Origin of the sequence: Plantibacter flavus (assembly GCF_900177615.1) — a bacterium.
In the GTDB taxonomy this organism is placed as follows: domain Bacteria; phylum Actinomycetota; class Actinomycetes; order Actinomycetales; family Microbacteriaceae; genus Plantibacter; species Plantibacter flavus.
Genome location: NZ_FXAP01000002.1, coordinates 427,308 through 445,378, shown reverse-complemented (window position 1 = coordinate 445,378; position 18,071 = coordinate 427,308). Strand labels below are relative to the sequence as shown.

The following is an 18,071-nucleotide window of genomic DNA, read 5'->3' as shown; positions in this document are numbered from 1 at the left end:
GGCCTGAGCTTCCAGGCTCGATCCGGCAGGGTTGATACATGCGATGCATTACATACGCGGGTGAGAATGTCGTGACGACCGACGAGGTCGCAGCGCTGCTGGTCGAACTGACGGCGGAGCTCGCGAAGCGCGGACGCGCTGAAGCGGTCACCATTCCGATCGTCGTGGACGCCGATGTCGAAGACGCATCCGCCCAGCTCGTGATCGGTCTCGGCAACGACGTGCTGTCCGTGCCGCACGCCTGGGATCAGGAGGTACCGGATTTCAGTGAGGCCGAATCGCGTCTCCAGGGCTACCTCGACGACATCCGCCCGTCCACGACGGCATACGAGCCGCGCGACTCCATCGAGACCTCGGACGTCCTCGAAGACCCCGACCTCGACCTGCGCGACTTCGCCCGCTGAGTCGGACTTGCGCGACAACGCCGGCGTCGACCCCTCTGGTCGACGCCGGCGTTCATCCGGGTTGCTCAGCGCGGGAGCGGCAGTTTGGCCGTCTCGCGGGCCCGCAGCACGGCGATCAACGTGATGAGCGCGGCCGCCATCACGTAGAACGCGGGGGCGAACCGGTTGCCGGTCGAGGCGATGAGGAACGTTGCGAAATACGGCGTGATCCCACCGAACACGGCGACCGACAGGTTGTACGCGATCGCCATCGAGCCGTAACGGATGCTGGTCGGGAACAGCTCGGCCATCGCCGCACTCGACGCGCCGTCGTACGCCGCCATGAAGACGCCGAGGATCACCATCGCGACGGCCGCGGCGGCGAAGTTGCCCGCGCTCATGAGCATGAGCGTCGGGTACGTCAACACCAGGAACCCGAGGCAACCGGCGATCATCACCGGCTTCCGTCCGATGCGGTCGCTCAGCAGGCCCATGAACGGGACGAGGATCGCGATCGCGAGCAGCCCGAGCACCGTGACCCCGTAGCTGAGCGGCTGCGAGTAGCCGAGGTCGGTCTGCAGGTACGACGGCATGAAGGTCTGCAGGATCCAGTGGCCGACCGCCTTGATCACGACGAAGCCGACGCAGAAGAGCAGCGCCTTCCACGAGGTGCGCAACGAGGTCCGCAACGGTGACTTCGAGACGGCCCCCTTCGCTTGGATCGCCTGGAACTCCGGGGTGTCCTCGAGCTTGTTCCGCAGATAGAGGCCAGCGAGGCCGAGGGGAAGGGCGAGGAAGAACAGCGCGCGCCAACCCCACTCGTTGAGGGCGTCCGTGCCGAGCGTCGAGGTGAAGAGGAGCACGAGGCCCGCACCGACCACGAAGGCCGCGAAGCCGAACACGTCGATGAAGCTCGTCACGAAGCCGCGTCGGTTGGACGGGGCGTATTCGGCGAGCAGGGTGGTGGCGCCGGAGCTCTCACCACCGGCGGCGAAGCCCTGCACGAGTCGCACGATCACGAGCAGGATCGGCGCCCAGAGGCCGACGAGGTCGAACGTCGGCAAGAGGCCCATCACGACCGTTGCTCCGGATGTCACGAGGATCACCGTGGCGAGGACGGTCTTGCGGCCGATGCGATCGCCGAGCGAGCCCCAGAAGAGGCCACCGAGGGGGCGCATCACGAAGCCGGCGCCGAACACCGCGAACGCGGACAGGAGAGCCGCCTGGGTGTTGCCCTGCTGGAAGAAGTTGAGGCTGATGACGGTCGCGAGCGTGCCGTAGAGGCCGAAGTCGAACCATTCGACGAAGTGACCTGCCCCGGCGGCCCAGATGACCTTCCGCATGCGGCGCGATCGCTCCGCGTCGTCGTAGGGGGTCTGTGCGCTGTGCGCGGCGGCTTCGGCCAGGGCTGCAGCCTGGGTCCTGCTCTCGTCCATCGGTCCTCACATCATTGTCGGGGCGCTTCGACGTTCACCTGCCGAAGAATCTTACCCACTGAATGGGAAAGTCGTACCGCTGAATGGTAGCGTGGCACTCGCCCGGTGGTCGACACGCGTTCGACGGCTTCCAGGATCACGCATCACGAAGGAGTGTCATCCATGCAGCACCGCACCCAGACCGCAGACGTCGTCGTCATCGGCGGTGGCCTCGCGGGCGTGTCAGCAGCCGTCGCCGCTGCCCGCCTCGGTTCCCGGGTCTCGCTCGTCACCAATCGCCCGGTACTCGGTGGCAACTCGTCGAGCGAGGTGCGGGTGTGGGTCGTCGGGGCGACCGCGCACGGCCACCAGCGGTTCGCCCGGGAGACCGGGATCATGGGGGAACTCTTCCTCGAGAACCAGTATCGCAACCCGGAGGGCAACCCGTTCTACTGGGACCAGACCGTCCTCGATCTCGTGCGCGCCGAGCCGAACCTGCAGCTGCACCTCAACACCGACGCCCGCATCGTCACGATGGAGGAGCCGGCGGACGGTGAGGAGTCGCCGTCGCCGCGGATCGCGTCCGTCACCGGGTGGACGATGGGCAGCGAGATCGAGACCGAGTTCGTCGCCCCCGTCTTCATCGACTGCACCGGAGACGGGCTGGTGGGGCATCTCGCGGGCGCGACCTCCCGCATCGGGCGCGAGGGCCGCGCCGAGCTCGGTGAGCCGTGGGCGCCCGAGGTGGCGGACGACGAACTCCTCGGCAGCTCGATCTTCTTCTACACGAAGGACGCCGGACGCCCCGAGCGGTTCGTCGCCCCCGACATCGCGCGCGACATCCGGGACACGCCGATCCTCACCAACCGGATCATCCGGACCGGCGACAACGGCTGCAACTACTGGTGGATCGAGTGGGGCGGCGAGCTCGACACCGTCGCCGAGAACGAGCAGATCCGCGACGAACTGTGGAGCGTCGTCTTCGGGATCTGGGACTACATCAAGAACTCCGGCGAGTTCGACGCCGACACCCTCACACTCGAGTGGGTCGGGTCCATCCCGGGCAAGCGCGAGTACCGCCGGCTCCTCGGCGACCACACCCTCACGCAGAACGACCTGCTCGACCAGGTCGACTTCGAGGACACCGTGGCCTTCGGAGGGTGGTCGATCGACCTGCACCCCGTCGAGGGCGTCTATGCCGAGACCGCCGGTGCGCAACAGCGCTTCAGCAACGGCACCTACGGGATCCCCTTCCGCAGCCTGTACTCGCGGGACGTCGACAACCTGCTGTTCGCCGGTCGCAACATCTCCGCCTCCCACGTCGCGTTCGGGTCCACCCGCGTCATGGCGACCTGCGCCACGCAGGGTCAGGCGGTGGGGACGGCCGCGGCGCTCATCGCCCGCGACGGACTGACGCCGCGGGAGCTCGCCGGGCACGCGCTCCCGCTCCTGCAGCGCACGCTTCTCCGCGAGGACGCCCCGGTCATCGGCATCACCACGGACGACCCCGACGATCTGGCCGGGCGGGCGACGGTCTCCGCCTCGAGCGCGCTCGACGCGATCTCCACGCTGGAGCACCTCGGCTCCGGCGAGCGGTTCACCCTCGACCGCGATGTCGCGATCCTGGTACCCGTCGCTCCGTCGCTCGACCAGATCACCCTGATCGTCGATGCCGCACGCGACGCGACCCTCCGTGTCGAGCTGTGGAGCACTGGCAAGCTCCAGAACGCCGTCCCGGTCGAGCACCTCCTCGATGGAGCTGTGGAGATCGCCGCCGGGGTGGGCGTGTCGGCCACCGTGCGCTTCGGATGGACGCCGGATGTCGAGCAGAACGCGGTGCTCGTCGTCCGTGCCAGCCCGGACGTCAGCCTGCTCCTCACCGAGGGCCACCCCTACGGCCTCCTCGTCCTGACCGCGAAGCACACGTCCGACGAGGTGTTCGACGACCACATCCCCGAAGAGCAGGACCAGGCGATCCTCGACTGGAACGCCCGGAAGCTCCGCGGACGGAGCGTCGCGCTGACCGTCGGTGGAGACACCACGGCGTACCGCCCGGAGCGGATCGTCGACGGCTACCAACGTCCCTACGGCGGACCGCACCTGTGGTCCTCGGAGCGAATCGATGACAACCGCGACCTGGTCGCCGAGCCCGAGGTCCTCACCCTGCACTGGGATGAGCCGGTCGATGTCGCGTCCGTCCGGATCGTGTTCAACGACGACGTCGACGTGGACCTCATCAACCTGCACCACCACCGTACGGACTTCGAGGCGGTGCCGGAGCTCGTCGCCGCGTACCGCCTGGAGGCACGACCGGCGGGTGCGGCTGACGGGGCGTGGACGGTGTTGGCCGAGGTCGAGGGGAACCGCCACCGCCACCGGATCCACGACGTCGAACCCGTGCGGGTCGACGCCCTCCGTGTCGTCGTCACGGCCACGAACGGGTCGCCCTACGTGAGTGTCGCGAGTGTGAAGGTGTTCGAGCACCCGAGCGGGCGCACCACCCGGCCGCGCCGAGCCCGACCGCTACGCTGAACACGGCCTCCGAGGCCGGACATCCGAACCGACACCGACACCGTGGAGGACCCGTGGCAGGTGAGATCCAGCAGGGCATCGGCCGTGCAGCATCCGTGCTCGCCGTTCTCGGCGCATCGACCACCGGACCGTTGCGGGCCTCCGACATCGCCCGTGCGACCGGTCTCGGCACCTCGACGACCGCACGCCTCCTCGGCACGCTCGAGGAGCTCGGCTATGTGACGAAGGCGGCCGACAGCCCGTCCTACGCCATCGGCGCGACCATCCTGGCGCTGGCGAGCGAGGGGCTCAACCAGAACCCGGTGCACCGGGAGTCGCGTGCTCCCGCTCAGGAGCTCGCGCAGCGGATCGGTCTCAGCGTCAACGTCGGCGTCCTCGACGGCTCGAGCCTCATCTACCTCTGCCACTTCGAGGGAGCCCTCGCGCCCAAGTCGCACTCGATGATCGGGCTGCGCCAGCCGCTGCACGCGTCCGCGCTCGGCAAGTGTCTGCTCCTCGACCTCGACGCGGACGGCCTCCGTGCGCTGCTCGGTGATGAGCCGCTCCCGCGCTACACGGCCAACACCATCACGGAGCACGCGGCCCTCGCCGCCGAGCTCGCGGTGGCGCGGGAACGCGGCGTCTGCATGGAGGACCAGGAGCTCGCGCTGGGTCGTCTCGGGATCGCGGCGCCGATCCGCGACGCGAACGCCAGAGTCGTGGCGGCGATCTCCATCTCGGGTCGGCTGAGCCTGATGCGCGAACGCGACCTCGACGTCCTCACCGAGGACCTCATCGAGGTGGCCGACCGCATCAGCGTCGGACTCGGACTCATCTCCGCGATCCCATCCTCCTGACCCGTCCTCCCCGCATCCGATCTCACGAACCGAAGGTGACCAGTGGCGCAATTCGACCTCCCCCTCGCCCAGCTCCAGCAGTACCTGCCCGACCGCGAGGAGGCGTCGGACTTCGACGCCTTCTGGGCGGACACCCTCGCCGAAGCCCACGCCCTCGCCCAGCCGACGGTGCGTGAACGATCCAACCCTGAGCTGACGGGTCTCGTCGTCGAGGACGTCACGTTCTCCGGGTTCGGTGGCAGCCCGATCAAGGGGTGGTTCATCCGACCGGCCGGTGCGACCGAGCCGCTCCCGTGCATCGTGCACTACATCGGGTACAGCGGCGGACGCGGGCTCGCCCACCAGTGGACGATGCACCCGTCCGCGGGCTACGCCGTGTTCGTCATGGACACCCGCGGTCAGGGGAGCGCGAACCTGCCGGGCGCGACCGCCGACCCGTTCGGGAGCGGTCCGCAGGTCGCCGGCAAGATGAGCGCCGGCCTCGACAGCCCCGAGACCTACTACTACCGCCGGGTCTTCACGGACGCGGCGCTCGCCGTCGACGTGGTGCGCAGCTTCCCGGAGGTCGACCCCGCCCGGGTCGTCGTCGCCGGTGGCAGCCAGGGCGGCGGCATCGCCCTCGCTGCAGCTGGGCTCTGCGAGGGACTCGCGGCGGCACTCGTCGACGTCCCGTTCCTGTCCCACTTCCGTCGTGCCCTGCAGATCACCGACGCGAGCCCCTTCGCCGAGCTGAAGACGTACCTCATCAGCCGACGTGGCCACGAGGAGGAGGTGTTCCGGACGCTCTCGTACTTCGACGCGACGAACTTCGCCGCCCGCGCGACCGCCCCGGCGCTGTTCTCCGTCGCGCTCTGCGACGCGGTGTGTCCGCCCTCGACGGTGTACGCGGCGTTCAACCACTACGCGGGCACGCAGAAGGACATCGCCGTCTACCCGTACAACGGGCACGAGGGTGGCGGGCCGGTGCAGCAGCAGGCGCAGTTGACCTTCCTCGCAGACCTCCTCGCCTGACGCTTCGTTCGCCCATCTTTGGGCGAGCGAGCTCCTGTTCGCCCGAAGATGGGCGAACGGGCGTGGGACGATGTGCACGTGACTGAGACCGGTGGCAGCGACCCGACCCTGACGACCACCCGTCGCCGGACGCGGGCCGGCATGATCGCGGCGATGGCGCTCGTGCTCTCGTTCGCGGCTGGGGCGACCGACGCCTTCGCGTTCCTGCAGCTCGGCGGCGTCTTCACGGCGAACATGACCGGCAACTTCGTGCTGGCCGGACTCACGAGCCGGCCCGACTTCGGCGAGGTGCTGCTCGGGGCGACGGTCGCCGTGCTGCTGTTCTCCGTCGGGACGTTCCTGGCCTTCCGGTTCACGAGGCTCGTCGCCACCGCTGACAGACCGACACCGGAGGCGCCGCAGCACCGGCTCGTCCTCGTGCTCGGCGGTGCGGTGGTCGCGCAGACGTGCGTCCTCATCGGATGGATCGTGTCTCCCGAGACGCGCACGACGCCCGTGATCTGCGTCCTCATCGCGCTCTCCACGCTCGCGATGGCGGGGCAGACGGCCGTCGCGCGTCGCATCGAACGCTCAGGCGTGACGACAACCTTCGTGACCGGCACCCTCACGAGTCTCATGCAGAGCCTCGCCGACGGTGTCCACGACCACCACCTCATCCGCATCGGCGCGATCCTGCTGCTCGTGGCGGGCGCCCTCTGCGGCTCGCTCCTCACCGGCGTGGACCCGGTGTTCGGTGCGGCGCTGCCACTCGTCCCGTCGATCGTCGGGCTGGTCCTCCTCCGGCTCGCGCCGACGGCCTCCAGAGACTGACGACGAGCGCCGGCACCGATCGGTGTCAGGCGACGGCGGCGGTCGCCTCGATCTCGACGAGCTGGTCGTCGTAGCCGAGCACGGTGACCCCGAGGAGCGTCGACGGCACGTCGTGATCGCCGAAGGCGGCGCGCACGACCTCCCACGCGGTGACGAGGTCGGACTGCTTCGCCGAGGCGACGAGCACCCGGGTACTGGCCACGTCGGCGAGCGTCGCACCGGCGGCCTCGAGGGCGATGACGAGGTTCTCGACGCACTTCTCCGCCTGCCCGGCGACGTCCCCGACGGCAGCGGTCGAGCCGTCGACGTTCAGCGGGCAGGATCCGGCCAGGAACAGCAGCCTGGCGCTCGCCGGAACGGACGACGCGTAGGCGTACTCCGCGGCGTCGGAGAGCTCGTCGGATCGGATCAGCGTGACGACGGACATGGTTCCTCCTCGTAGTCCGGGCGCGATCTCGCGACCGCGCTCGATCCATCGTGCCCGACATCGTCGGAGAGCGTCGGCGCGGCCATCGGGCCGTCGGATCGCCGTCAGTGGGTGAGCTGCGCCCGGATGAGGATGGGGAAGTGGTCGCTCGCCTCCGAGGTGGGTTGCTGCTCGTCGACGAGGGCTTCGATCGGTTCCAGTCGGGTGTGCGGAGCGACGCTGCCGGAGCGACCGAGCACCCAGTCGATGCGTGCGTTCCCGGGACGCTGGGGCCCGTAGCCGTGGAACGTGCCGATACCGTCGCTGTCGATCGGTGACAGGTCGACGAAGCCGGCGCGCTCCAGAGCGTCGTGCGCCGCCGATCCGCGTTCGGTGTTGAAGTCGCCGGTGAGGAGGACGGGGACGTCGACGCCGGAGAAGCGGTCGGCGATCAGCTTCGCGCTGCGGGTGCGGACGTCGTCGCCATGGGGTGAGCTCTCGTGGTCGAGGTGGGTGTTGGCGAAGACGAGCTCGTCGCCGGTGCGTCGCTCACGGAGCCTGACCCAGGTGACGAACCGTGCGTGCAGCGACGGCCAGGTGTTCGAGCCCGGCTCGTCAGGGGTGTCCGACAGCCAGAACTCGCCGGCGTCGAGCTGTTCGAACCGCGAGCGGCGGAAGCACACCGGCCCGTACTCGCCGGCGGTGCCACCGTCGCGACCCTGCCCGAACCAGTCGTACTCGGCGAGGCCCGGGAGCAGATCGTGCAGCTGGTGCTCGCGGACCTCCTGCAGCCCGAGGAGGTCTGGGGCGTTGCGGGCGATGACCTGTGAGACGAGCGGCGCACGGTCCACCCACTCGTGATCGGGCTGGGCGACGGCGGTGCGGATGTTGTAGCTCATGACGGTCAGGACGTTCTGGGTCAGGATGGATTCGCTCACCCGGCCAGCGTAGGGGAGCCGGGTGACGGGGAGCTGTCCCCATGTCGCCGACCGGTCCGCCTGCCTAGACTCGCCCCATGACCTTCGACCTCCGCGACGCCCAGGCCCGGATCCTCGCGCTCAACAGCGAAGAACTCCCCTTCATCTACGACCCGACACCCGACGGGGTCGTCGCGCACTGGCGGTACGCCGACCAGCGCTGGCTCGGCTTCATCGGCGCCGGGATGTTCAGTGCCGAGTACGAGCTGCGGGTCGAGCTGCACCCCGAGGACGGCGAGTGGGAGTTCCACGAGCAGTCGTCCTCCTCGAAGACGACGCTCGGCGTCGACGGGCTGTCGACGAAGCGCTCCTGGCAATCCGGCCCGCAGAAGTCCTTCTCCTTCGGGCGGAGCGTCGCGCCGATCTCGCAGTCCACCGACCGCGACGGCACGACGACCGGCCAGTTCATGGGCTACGACTTCACGACCGACGAGGTCAAGCAGCCCGTGATCGACGCCCTGACCGCCGCCGGCTGGAAGCCGCGAAAAGGGTTCTTCGGCAAGCTCTTCGGTGGCTGATCAGCCGCGTGTCGGTTCGGCGGGCGCCGCACCCGTCGAGTCGCGCACGACCAGTTCCGGGCGGAGCAGGATCGCATGGGTCGATTCCCGGTCATCGGTCCGTTCGCGCGTGACCACCTGCTCGACCGCCAGTGCCGCCATCCGGGCGATCGGCTGACGGACCGTCGTCAGCGACGGCGACACGAGATCGGCCAGGGGGATGTCGTCGAAGCCGACGACGGAGACGTCCGTGCCGATGCCGAGGCCGAGATCGCGGATGCCTTTGCACACCCCGAGGGCCGTCATGTCGTTGATCGCGATGATGGCGGTCGGCGGTGGACCGGTGCTGAACAGGTCGTGCACGGCCCGCCGGCCGACCTCCGGCGCCTCGAGCTCGTCGGCATCTGCCGGAAGTCCCGCCCACACCGGCAACTCCGCCGCGTCGAGGCCCGCTGCCTGGACCGCCGCGAGGAAGCCGGCGTGCCGGACGGTCCGGTTCACCGAACGTTGCGACCCGGAGACGAACGCGATCCTGCGGTGTCCGAGCCCCGTCAGGTGGGACGTGGCGACACTGCCGCCCACGTGGTTGTCGATCCCGATGCTCGCGACGAGGGGCGGGTCGCCGGGCTGGACGGGACGGTCGAACAGGATCAGCTTGAGACCGCGCTCGACGAAGGACGCCAGATGGTCGAGTGACGGCAGAGAGGTGCAGAGGACGATGTCGCGGACGCCGTTGTCCCAGAGCTCCTCCACGTAGCCGAGCTCTCGTCCTGGGTCGCGCTCGCTGTTGCCGAGGAGGACGTTGTAGCCGTGGCCCAGCGCGGCCTGCTCGAGTTCGCGGGCGAACGCTCCCCAGAACGGGTTGCTGACCGACGGCACGATGAGGCCGATCGTCTTCGTCTGTCCGGTGCGCAGTTGCCGTGCGGCCCGGTTGGGCCGGTAGTCGAGGGCGCCGATGGCTGCGAAGACCCGATCGCGGGTCTCGGGCTGCATCCGGTCGGAGCGACCGTTGAGGACGTTCGAGACGGTGCTCGTCGACACGCCCGCTGCCGCAGCGACCTGTTGGATCGTCACCTTGTCGGCCATGTCCGCTCCCTTTCGTGGCTCCGCGTCAGCCTGGAACGCGGCGGCGGTGCCGTTTTCCAGTGTATCGATAAAGTGGTCACGCCTACAACATTTCACCAATTCTGCCGCTCTATGACTGGTATCGGCGACGATGGCCGACGTGGCCCTGGTTGACGTCGTCGAATGAGATGGTTATGGTCACTAAATCGATACACAAGATCATCGCCGATCCTGGATACCGATGACGACGACGTCACGGACTCGCGGCATCGTCGCCCCGAATCGATACCCGTGAAGGGAACCAACGCATGACCATCCGGACCATGAGGCCCCGCCACCGGCGGACGACCGGCATCCGCAGGGCCCGCATCGCCACCGGACTCCTCACCGCCAGCGCGCTCGCGCTGGCACTCGGCGCATGCTCGAGCCCGGCAACCGAGGAGGAGACGGATCCGAACGCCATCAGTGGCGACCTGACGATGCTGACCCCGATCTTCGAGGGCACAGCGGGCCAGAAGCTGCTGGAGGAGGAGCTGCTGCCACAGTTCACGGAGATGTACCCCGACGTGACCGTGTCCGTCGACTACACGAACTACGCCCGCCTCAACGAGAAGCTGACCACCGGTGTCGTCTCCGGTCTCGTGCCGGACGTCATGATGATGGGCGTCGGATGGATCGAGGCCTTCGCCGATCGTGGGGTGCTCGCCAACCTCACCGACGGCGGCCTCACCGCCGAGTCGCTGGAGCAGACCATGACCCCGCAGATCGTCGAGGCGGGGCTCTGGAACGGCGATGTCTACGGGGTCCCGATCATGCTCGACGCGCGCTTCGGCGTGGCGCGGATGGACCTCCTCCGTGAGGCCGGCTACGACCACACCCCCCGGACCTGGGACGAACTCGTCGAGATGGCGAACGCCCTCACCGAGCGCGACGCGAAGGGCAAGCTGACCCGGACGGGCTTCGACATGCTCACGATCGAGCCGCGTCAGATGTTCGAGACGGCGCTCTTCTCCAATGGCGGAGACCTGTTCTCCGCCGACAACGACTCGCCGGCGTTCGACTCTCCCGCCGGCGTCGAGGCGCTGCAACGGATCGTCGACCTCTTCCACGAGGACAAGGTGGAGGACACCGGTTTCTCGGCGCCGAACGCGACCGTCAACCCACTCATCAACGGTCGCGCGGCGATGGCCATCGCGCACAACAACGTCTGGACGCAGGCCGAGGCCGCCGACCCGGAGGTGCTCGACGACCTCGAGCCGTTCCTCATCCCCGGCGACTCGCCCAGCATGTTCGTCGGCGGGACGATGGCGGCGGTCTCCGCCACCTCGGCCCACGAACGGGCGGCGCAGAAACTCGTCGAGTTCCTGGCGAGCCCCGGCCCGGCGCTCGCGGCCAACCAGCAACGCGGCAACGTGCCCGCCCTCACCGAGCTCCTCGAGAGCGAGTACGTGCAGGACGACCGCCTCGTGCAGTTCGCCATGGAGAACCTCTCGGTCGCCAAGCGTGAGGGCGGGCCCCCGAAGTGGCTCGGTCTCCGCGGCGACGTCGCCCCGGCGATCGAGAACGCCATCCTCCGCAAGAAGACGGCGAAGGCGGCACTCACCGACCTCGCCGCGACCTTCCAGAAGAAGTTGGACCGGTGATCATGACCGCGACGCGCACCCCCGACGTCCCCCGGACGCTCGACCCTCGGCAACCTCCACCCATCCCGCGGCGGGCCGCCAGCAGGCGTGCGGCACGGAAGAGCGGCCTGTTCGGCTGGCTCATGGTCGCTCCGGCCGTGTTCCACATCGGCCTCTGGACCGCGATCCCCGTCCTCGCGACGATCGCTCTGAGCTTCACCGACTACGACATCTTCGACGCACCCGCGTGGATCGGTTTCGACAACTACGTGGAGATCTTCCAGGACCCGGTGTTCGGCCAGGCCACGTGGAACACGATCGTCTACACCTTCTGGACGGTGCCCGCCTCGATGGCGATCGCCATGGTCATCGCCGTCGCGCTCAATCAGAACCTGCGACTGCGCACCTGGTTCCGGACAGCGTTCTTCCTCCCGCAGGTGACGGCCACGGTCGCGATCGCGATGGTCTGGCTGTGGATCTTCAACCCGCAGCAGGGTCTCCTGAACGGGATCCTCTCGGTGGTCGGGATCCCGGGTCAGGCCTGGCTGGCCGACCCCGAGTGGGCGCTCCCCTCGGTCATCCTCGTCGGAGCGTGGCAGGGCATCGGCATCAAGATGCTCATCTACATCGCGGCCCTCCAGAACGTCGACCCCTCGCTCTACGAGGCCGCCGCCGTCGACGGTGCCGGCCCGATCCGGAAGTTCTTCGCGATCACCGTGCCGATGCTGAAGCCCGCCACCTTCTTCGTGCTCATCATCTCGATCATCGGAGCGTTCCAAGTGTTCGACCAGATCTACGTCCTGACCGACGGCGGACCCGCCAACTCCACGACGATGATGACCTACGAGGTCTACCGCTCCGCGTTCCAGAACTTCGAGATGGGGATGGCGTCGGCGCAGTCGGTGCTGCTGTTCCTGATGCTCCTCGTGATGACCGTCATCGGCCGCCGCGCGACGAAGGGTGACGAGGGATGACCGCCGAACCGCTCACGACGAGGTCGCTCGTCACCGGAGCCCACGAGGACTTCCCGACGAAACCCGCCGGGCGTCGTCGGAGCCGCCGCCGGCTGGGACGCGTCGTCCTCAACCTCGCCCTCACGCTCGGCGCGCTCACGATGGTCGTGCCGTTCATCTGGATGATCGCGACGTCGCTGAAGTCCCCGGCCGAGCTCGCCGAGTTCCCGCCGACGTTCCTCCCCAAGGTCTGGGAGTGGAGCAACTACCCGGAGGCGCTGCAGGCAGCTCCATTCGCGACGTACTTCCGGAACAGCTTCATCATCTCGGCGTCGCACACGATCATCACGCTGATCTTCGCCGCGATGGCCGGCTACTCGCTGGCCCGGATCCGCTTCCGCGGCCGGGAGCTCGTGTTCCTCGGCTTCGTCGCGATGCTCATGATCCCGACCTACACGAAGATCGTGCCGCAGTTCCTGCTCGTGAAGTTCATGCCCCTGTTCGGCGGGAACGACATCCTCGGGCAGGGCGGATCCGGGTGGCTCAACACCTGGTGGGCGCTCATCATCCCCGGTGGCCTGAGCGCGACCGCGATCTTCCTGTTCCGTCAGTTCTACCTCTCGCTCCCGACGGAGCTCGCGGAGGCGGCACGGATCGACGGGCTCGGCGAGTTCCGCATCTTCTCCCGGATCTACACCCCACTCATCAAGCCGGCGATCGCGACGGTCGCGCTGCTGACCTTCCAGGAGAGCTGGAACAACTTCCTCTGGCCGCTGCTCGTCACCACGAGGGACGACCTCAGGGTGATCCAGGTCGGGCTCGCGGTGTTCCAACAGCTCGACGGGACGCAGTGGCAATACCTGATGGCCGGCACCACGATGGCGACCATCCCGATGGTCCTCCTCTTCCTGTTCTGCCAGAAGTACTTCATCCAGGGGTTCACGAACGCCGGCATCAAGTAGCCGGCGACCCCGCCCACCGCTCATTCCGAGCGGACCGAACACCAGCAAAGGAATCACCATGCAGATCGACCTCACCGGCCGCCGCGCCCTCGTCACCGGCGGAGGCGCCGGCATCGGAGCCGCGATCGCCCGAGCACTCGGCGCGAGCGGAGCGGACGTCGCCGTGCACTACGCGTCGAGCGCGGACGGCGCAGCAGCAGTCGTCGACGAGCTCACCGCCGCCGGTCGGACGGCCGTCGCGGTCCAGGGCGACCTGACCGACTCCGCCCAGGCGGACGCCGTGGTGCAGCAGGCGACCGAGGCGCTCGGGGGCCTCGACATCCTCGTCAACAACGCCGGCCACCTCGTCGGGCGGGCGACGGTCGCCGAGATGACCGACGAGCACTGGCACCAGGTCCTCGACGTGAACCTTACGAGCAGCTTCGCCGTCACGCGGGCCGCGCTCCCCGCCCTCACCGCCTCCGGTGCCGGACGCGTGATCCTCATGTCGTCCCTCGCCAGCGAGAACGGCGGCGGGGCGGGATCGGTGCCGTACGCGGCGGCGAAGGCCGGCGTCATCGGGTTCACCCGGGCGCTCGCGAAGGAGATCGCATCCGCCGGCGTGACGGTGAACGCGGTCGCCCCGGGCTTCATCGGCGACACGGCGTTCCACAACACGTTCACGCCGACGAAGGCGCAGGAGGGGATCGTCGCGGGCATCCCGCTCGGACGCGCCGGCACGGTGGACGACGTGGCCGGGGTCGCCCTGTTCCTCGCCTCCGAACTGTCGTCGTTCGTGACCGGCCAGGTCGTCGACATCAACGGAGGGGCCAACTTCCGATGACGACCGTCACCCGGGCGCGCGGCGGCTGGTGGCACGACTTCGTCTGCCCCACCCACGGCACCGAGCTGCTCGAGGCACGTGGCGACGCCTTCGTCTGCACCTACGGGTGCGAACTGCGCGGGGAGCCGTACGCCTCGGCGTGGCTGGTGCTCGAGCATCAGGCTGCGGCCCGGCTCGCGCGGACGGCGGCGCGCCGCTTCCGCCGACACGGCGACCCGGCCGACCAGGCACAGGCCCTCGCCATCGTGCGCGAGTTCGCCGACTACTCCGCCGAGATCACGGCCGAGTGGAACCGCGACAGCGAGAGCTGGATGCTGCAGGGCAAGCTCTTCAAGCAGGCGCTGACCGAGGCGATCTGGGCCACGCAGATCGCCGATGCGGTCGTCGTGCTCGCCGAGGACGAGGCGACCCGGGAGGCGATGGGCGCACCCGTCGCGACGATGCTCGAGGCCCTCGTGGAGACGATCGTGGAGTCCCGTCGGGTGCTCGTCATCGAACGCGACGACCTCACGAGCAACTACGTCGCCTGGCTCGACGCGGCCGGTGGCCTGGCCACCCGGGCGCTCGCCGCGTTGGGCGGAGTCGCGCCGCACGGCGATCAGGCACGCTGGATCGAGCAGGCGGTCGAACACTCGGCAGTCGCCATCGGCCAGGACGGCTGGGAGTGGGAGGGGTCCACCTACTACCACCTGTTCGTGCTCCGCGCCTATCTCCTCACCCTCGCCGGAGCGGACCCGACGGCGCTCGATCCGGCCCTCGTCGACCGGCTGCGCCGGATGGTCGATGTGCTCGTCGGCTTCGCCGGGCCGGACGGGCGTCTGCCGATGCTGCACGACGGCCCGTACGACCGACTCGGCGTCCACCTCGAAGTGTTGGAGATCTGCGTCCTCGCCGGACAGCTCTGGGATCGGACCGGCCTCGGCGCGATCGAAGCCTGGGCTCGGCGACGCATCGGTGAGCGTCACGACGGCCTCGAGGACCTCCTCGACGGCTGGTTCTCCGGGGCACCGCTCGCCGTGCCAGGTGACGCGCCCGGCCGTGGCTCGGTACTGTTCGCCGACGTCGGGTACGCGGTCGTGCGCTCCGAGGCGAGCTCTCTGCAGGCGGTGCTCGACGCCGGACCGCACGGCGGCTCGCACGGGCATCTCGACACCCTCGCCCTGTACCTCTACGGAGACGGGGTCGCCTGGCAGCCCGCGCCCGGTGTCCCGCCGTACGGCAGCGCCTTGCGACGCGACTACTACGCCAGGACGACGGCGCACCCGACCGTCCGGGCGGACGACGCCGATCAGCTCGAGAGTTCCGCCCGCGTGGAGCGCTGGGAGGTCGACCCCGCGGCCGACACGACGCTCGTCCACGCCTCCTCCAGTGAGGCGATCGACGGCGTCCGACTGGACCGGCGGGTCGAGTCCACCGGAGGGATCCTCATCGACGTCCTCCGCGCGGCGACGGAGGACGGCTCCGCCCGGACCTTCACCACCGCCCTCCGACCCGCCGTGCCGTTCGAGGTCGTCCAGCACGGGGACGGGTGGCGCACCGGCTGGTCCGGCCCGTCCGGGCGTCGGCTGCACGGCCACCATGTCGCGGATGTCGCGTCCGCCCTCGTGGACGCCCCGGGCAGAGGGCCGTCGGACGATCCGACCGTCCCCCTGGCCGTCGGCGACTGGACGGCGACGGCCGCGCGGGTCACGTTCGTGTCGGTCTTCGCCGAGGCCGAGGTGTCGCCGATCACCTCGATCCGTCTCGATGCGGGACGCCTGGTCGTCGGTCTGTCCGACGGACGGACCCTCGAACGGGAGCTGCTGCCATGATCCCGGCACTGCTCCTCGGCGGGCGGGAGGACCGCCTCCGCGCCGAGCTGACCGGCGTACGGCATCGCGAGTTCCGTCGCCTGCTCGACGAATGCGAACGCCTCCGTGGGATCGAGCTCCCGACGGAACACCCGCTGGCCTCGATCACGTACTTCGGCCCCGCCGCGGCGAACCTCGCGCTCGCCCACCGGCTGACCGGGCAGCCGCAGTATCTCGAGGAGCTGCGACGCTGGCTCGCACCACCACTGGCGTTCCCGCACTGGGGACGCGCGCACCTGCCCGACCACGACCTCGATGCCGGATGGCTCCTCCACGGACTGTCGCTGGCCCTCGCCTGGGCGGGCGACGCGCTCGACGAGGGGGAGCGGACCCGGCTCCGGGACCGCCTCATCCTGCAGGGCACCCGCCTGTTCGACTTCGCCGTCGAGACCGAGGGCGACTGGTGGTCGTCGTCGTACTGGCAGAACCACAACTGGATCTGCTTCGCCGGTCTCGCCACCGCCGGGTACGTCCTGGCCGACGAGCATCCCGGCGCGTCGGCCTGGACGAAGCGCGCGAAGGCGAACTTCGACGAGGTCCTCGACCTCCTGCCGACCGATGGCTCGAACCACGAGGGCGTCGTGTACTGGCGCTACGGCGAGCCGTGGTTGGCGAGCTATCTCGACGTCCTGCGCGCCGCCGAGGGGATCGACTGGTTCCCGCGGAGCGAGCACCTCCGGGAGACCTTCTGGTTCCGCCTCCACCAGGCCGCTCCGGACCTCGAGCGCATCGTCGACCACGGTGACTGCCACGACCATCGCAGCGGACACTCGATCGCGCTCTATCGGAAGCTGGCCGCCGAGTACCGGATCCCGCAGGCCCAGTGGTTGGCCGATCGCGTCTCGGCCGACCTCCTCTGGCGGGAGGCGTCACAGAGCGGCGTGCGCCCTGGGGTCCTGCCCGAGGCCTATCAGGAGCTGCTCTGGTTCGACCCCACGGTCGAGGCGATCGGTCCTGAGGAGCTCCAGACGGCCAGGTACTTCCCCGATCTCGGTCTCGTGGCCGGCCGGACGTCATGGGACGCGGATGCGACGTTGGTCTCGGTCAAGGCATCGCCTGGCGGCGGCTGGCGGGCGTGGCGGGAGTCGCACCGACACCGGCGCGAACGAGGGTGGACGACGCTCAACACCGGTCATCATCACCCCGATGCGGGCGCATTCGTCCTGCTCGGTGGCGGCGAGTACCTCGCGATCGACGAGGGCTACTCCTCCCGCAAGCGGACGGAGCACCACAACGGAGTGCTCGTCGACGGTGTCGGGTACGGGCGTGAAGGACACTACGACGTCCATGCCGGCCTCGCCGAGGACCGCGTCGGCGAGATGCTCGAGGTCACGCTCGCCGAGGACTGGGTGCACACGGTCAGTGAGATCGGCGCCCTGTACGCGCCGGAACTCGGCGTCCGCAGGCTCCGGCGTCACCTCGTGCGGACGCCGAGCGGCGCGCTCGTCCTCGTCGACGACCTCGAGGCGGACACCGCCCGCTCCTGGACGTGGTTGCTGCAGACGACGCACCCGGCGGCGCCGCTGGGCGACGGGCGACGGCTCGCGCCCGCCGGCGCAGCCGGGCTCCTCGTGACCTCGCTCGACGACGTCGATTCGATCGACGTCGTGCATCCGACGGTGGTCCAGGCCAACCCGACCTCGTCGACACCGGGGCTCGAGATCGAGCGCGTGCAGCACACGCTGCGCCGGACCTCGTCTCCGTCGCACTCGGCAAGGTTCGTGTCCGTGCTCCAACCCGTGCGGTTCGGTGAGCCCGTTCCGCCGGCCGCGACGATGACCGAGGACGACGAGGGACTGGTGGTGACGATCCCCGGGCTGACGGACGTGGAACAGGTGGTCGTGCGGCTCGACGGAACGCGACCACGTCATGACGGGATGGACGCGGCCGGTAACGGCTTCGCAGGACGGAGGCTGCGAGGATGAGCGG

The 18,071-nt window shown here is 69.3% G+C and carries 16 protein-coding genes; 12 read left to right on the top strand and 4 right to left on the bottom strand.

Translation table 11 applies throughout. The features are described from left to right. Window positions 1-38: 38 nt before the first annotated feature. Complete coding sequence (locus B9Y95_RS08475) at window positions 39-404, top strand: hypothetical protein (protein WP_085511455.1); 366 nt, start codon at window positions 39-41, stop codon at window positions 402-404. A gap of 65 nt (window positions 405-469) precedes the next feature. On the opposite strand, the gene B9Y95_RS08470 is transcribed toward B9Y95_RS08475, so the two are convergent. After that, the gene (locus B9Y95_RS08470) at window positions 470-1,819 is read right to left on the bottom strand and encodes an MFS transporter (protein ID WP_085511454.1); all 1,350 of its coding nucleotides are present in this window, start codon (window positions 1,817-1,819) and stop codon (window positions 470-472) included. Between the two features lie 162 nt (window positions 1,820-1,981). Between B9Y95_RS08470 and B9Y95_RS08465 the strand changes: the two genes are divergently transcribed. The 4 genes from B9Y95_RS08465 (at window position 1,982) to B9Y95_RS08450 (ending at window position 6,987) form a co-directional block, all read left to right on the top strand. Further along, entirely contained in the window at window positions 1,982-4,330 is a 2,349-nt protein-coding gene (locus B9Y95_RS08465; RefSeq protein ID WP_085511453.1) for an FAD-dependent oxidoreductase, read from the top strand. Between the two features lie 53 nt (window positions 4,331-4,383). Then, window positions 4,384-5,166, top strand: coding sequence for an IclR family transcriptional regulator (locus tag B9Y95_RS08460; RefSeq protein WP_085511452.1), 783 nt, complete (start codon window positions 4,384-4,386; stop codon window positions 5,164-5,166). Between the two features lie 42 nt (window positions 5,167-5,208). Further along, a complete protein-coding gene (locus B9Y95_RS08455; protein ID WP_085511451.1) occupies window positions 5,209-6,177 on the top strand; it encodes an acetylxylan esterase in 969 nt (322 codons plus the stop codon). A 78-nt stretch (window positions 6,178-6,255) separates the two neighbouring features. Then, window positions 6,256-6,987, top strand: a complete 732-nt coding sequence (locus B9Y95_RS08450) for a YoaK family protein (protein ID WP_159453355.1) — start codon at window positions 6,256-6,258, stop codon at window positions 6,985-6,987. A gap of 25 nt (window positions 6,988-7,012) precedes the next feature. On the opposite strand, the gene B9Y95_RS08445 is transcribed toward B9Y95_RS08450, so the two are convergent. Then, the gene (locus B9Y95_RS08445) at window positions 7,013-7,414 is read right to left on the bottom strand and encodes a RidA family protein (protein ID WP_085511449.1); all 402 of its coding nucleotides are present in this window, start codon (window positions 7,412-7,414) and stop codon (window positions 7,013-7,015) included. A gap of 104 nt (window positions 7,415-7,518) precedes the next feature. After that, complete coding sequence (locus tag B9Y95_RS08440) at window positions 7,519-8,331, bottom strand: endonuclease/exonuclease/phosphatase family protein (RefSeq protein ID WP_085511448.1); 813 nt, start codon at window positions 8,329-8,331, stop codon at window positions 7,519-7,521. 77 nt (window positions 8,332-8,408) lie between these two features. Here B9Y95_RS08440 and B9Y95_RS08435 point away from each other — a divergent pair, with 77 nt between their 5' ends. Then, window positions 8,409-8,888, top strand: coding sequence for a hypothetical protein (locus tag B9Y95_RS08435; RefSeq protein ID WP_085511447.1), 480 nt, complete (start codon window positions 8,409-8,411; stop codon window positions 8,886-8,888). On the opposite strand, the gene B9Y95_RS08430 is transcribed toward B9Y95_RS08435, so the two are convergent. Next, on the bottom strand, window positions 8,889-9,953 hold the full coding sequence (locus B9Y95_RS08430) for a LacI family DNA-binding transcriptional regulator (RefSeq protein ID WP_085511446.1): 1,065 nt from the start codon (window positions 9,951-9,953) through the stop codon (window positions 8,889-8,891). It abuts the gene before it with no gap. 302 nt (window positions 9,954-10,255) lie between these two features. Between B9Y95_RS08430 and B9Y95_RS08425 the strand changes: the two genes are divergently transcribed. From B9Y95_RS08425 to B9Y95_RS08400, 6 genes are read left to right on the top strand one after another with little or no spacing between them, the layout of a single operon-like run. Then, complete coding sequence (locus tag B9Y95_RS08425; protein WP_159453354.1) at window positions 10,256-11,575, top strand: extracellular solute-binding protein; 1,320 nt, start codon at window positions 10,256-10,258, stop codon at window positions 11,573-11,575. 2 nt (window positions 11,576-11,577) lie between these two features. Further along, complete coding sequence (locus B9Y95_RS08420) at window positions 11,578-12,528, top strand: carbohydrate ABC transporter permease (RefSeq protein WP_085511444.1); 951 nt, start codon at window positions 11,578-11,580, stop codon at window positions 12,526-12,528. Continuing rightward, on the top strand, window positions 12,525-13,469 hold the full coding sequence (locus tag B9Y95_RS08415; protein ID WP_085511443.1) for a carbohydrate ABC transporter permease: 945 nt from the start codon (window positions 12,525-12,527) through the stop codon (window positions 13,467-13,469). The genes B9Y95_RS08420 and B9Y95_RS08415 overlap by 4 nt, the downstream gene beginning before the upstream one ends. A 58-nt stretch (window positions 13,470-13,527) precedes the next feature. Beyond that, the gene (locus B9Y95_RS08410; protein WP_079704377.1) at window positions 13,528-14,292 is read left to right on the top strand and encodes an SDR family oxidoreductase; all 765 of its coding nucleotides are present in this window, start codon (window positions 13,528-13,530) and stop codon (window positions 14,290-14,292) included. After that, window positions 14,289-16,103, top strand: coding sequence for a heparinase II/III domain-containing protein (locus tag B9Y95_RS08405; RefSeq protein WP_085511442.1), 1,815 nt, complete (start codon window positions 14,289-14,291; stop codon window positions 16,101-16,103). The genes B9Y95_RS08410 and B9Y95_RS08405 overlap by 4 nt, the downstream gene beginning before the upstream one ends. Further along, the gene (locus B9Y95_RS08400; RefSeq protein WP_085511441.1) at window positions 16,100-18,067 is read left to right on the top strand and encodes a heparinase II/III domain-containing protein; all 1,968 of its coding nucleotides are present in this window, start codon (window positions 16,100-16,102) and stop codon (window positions 18,065-18,067) included. The genes B9Y95_RS08405 and B9Y95_RS08400 overlap by 4 nt, the downstream gene beginning before the upstream one ends. The last annotated feature ends 4 nt before the right edge of the window (window positions 18,068-18,071 follow it).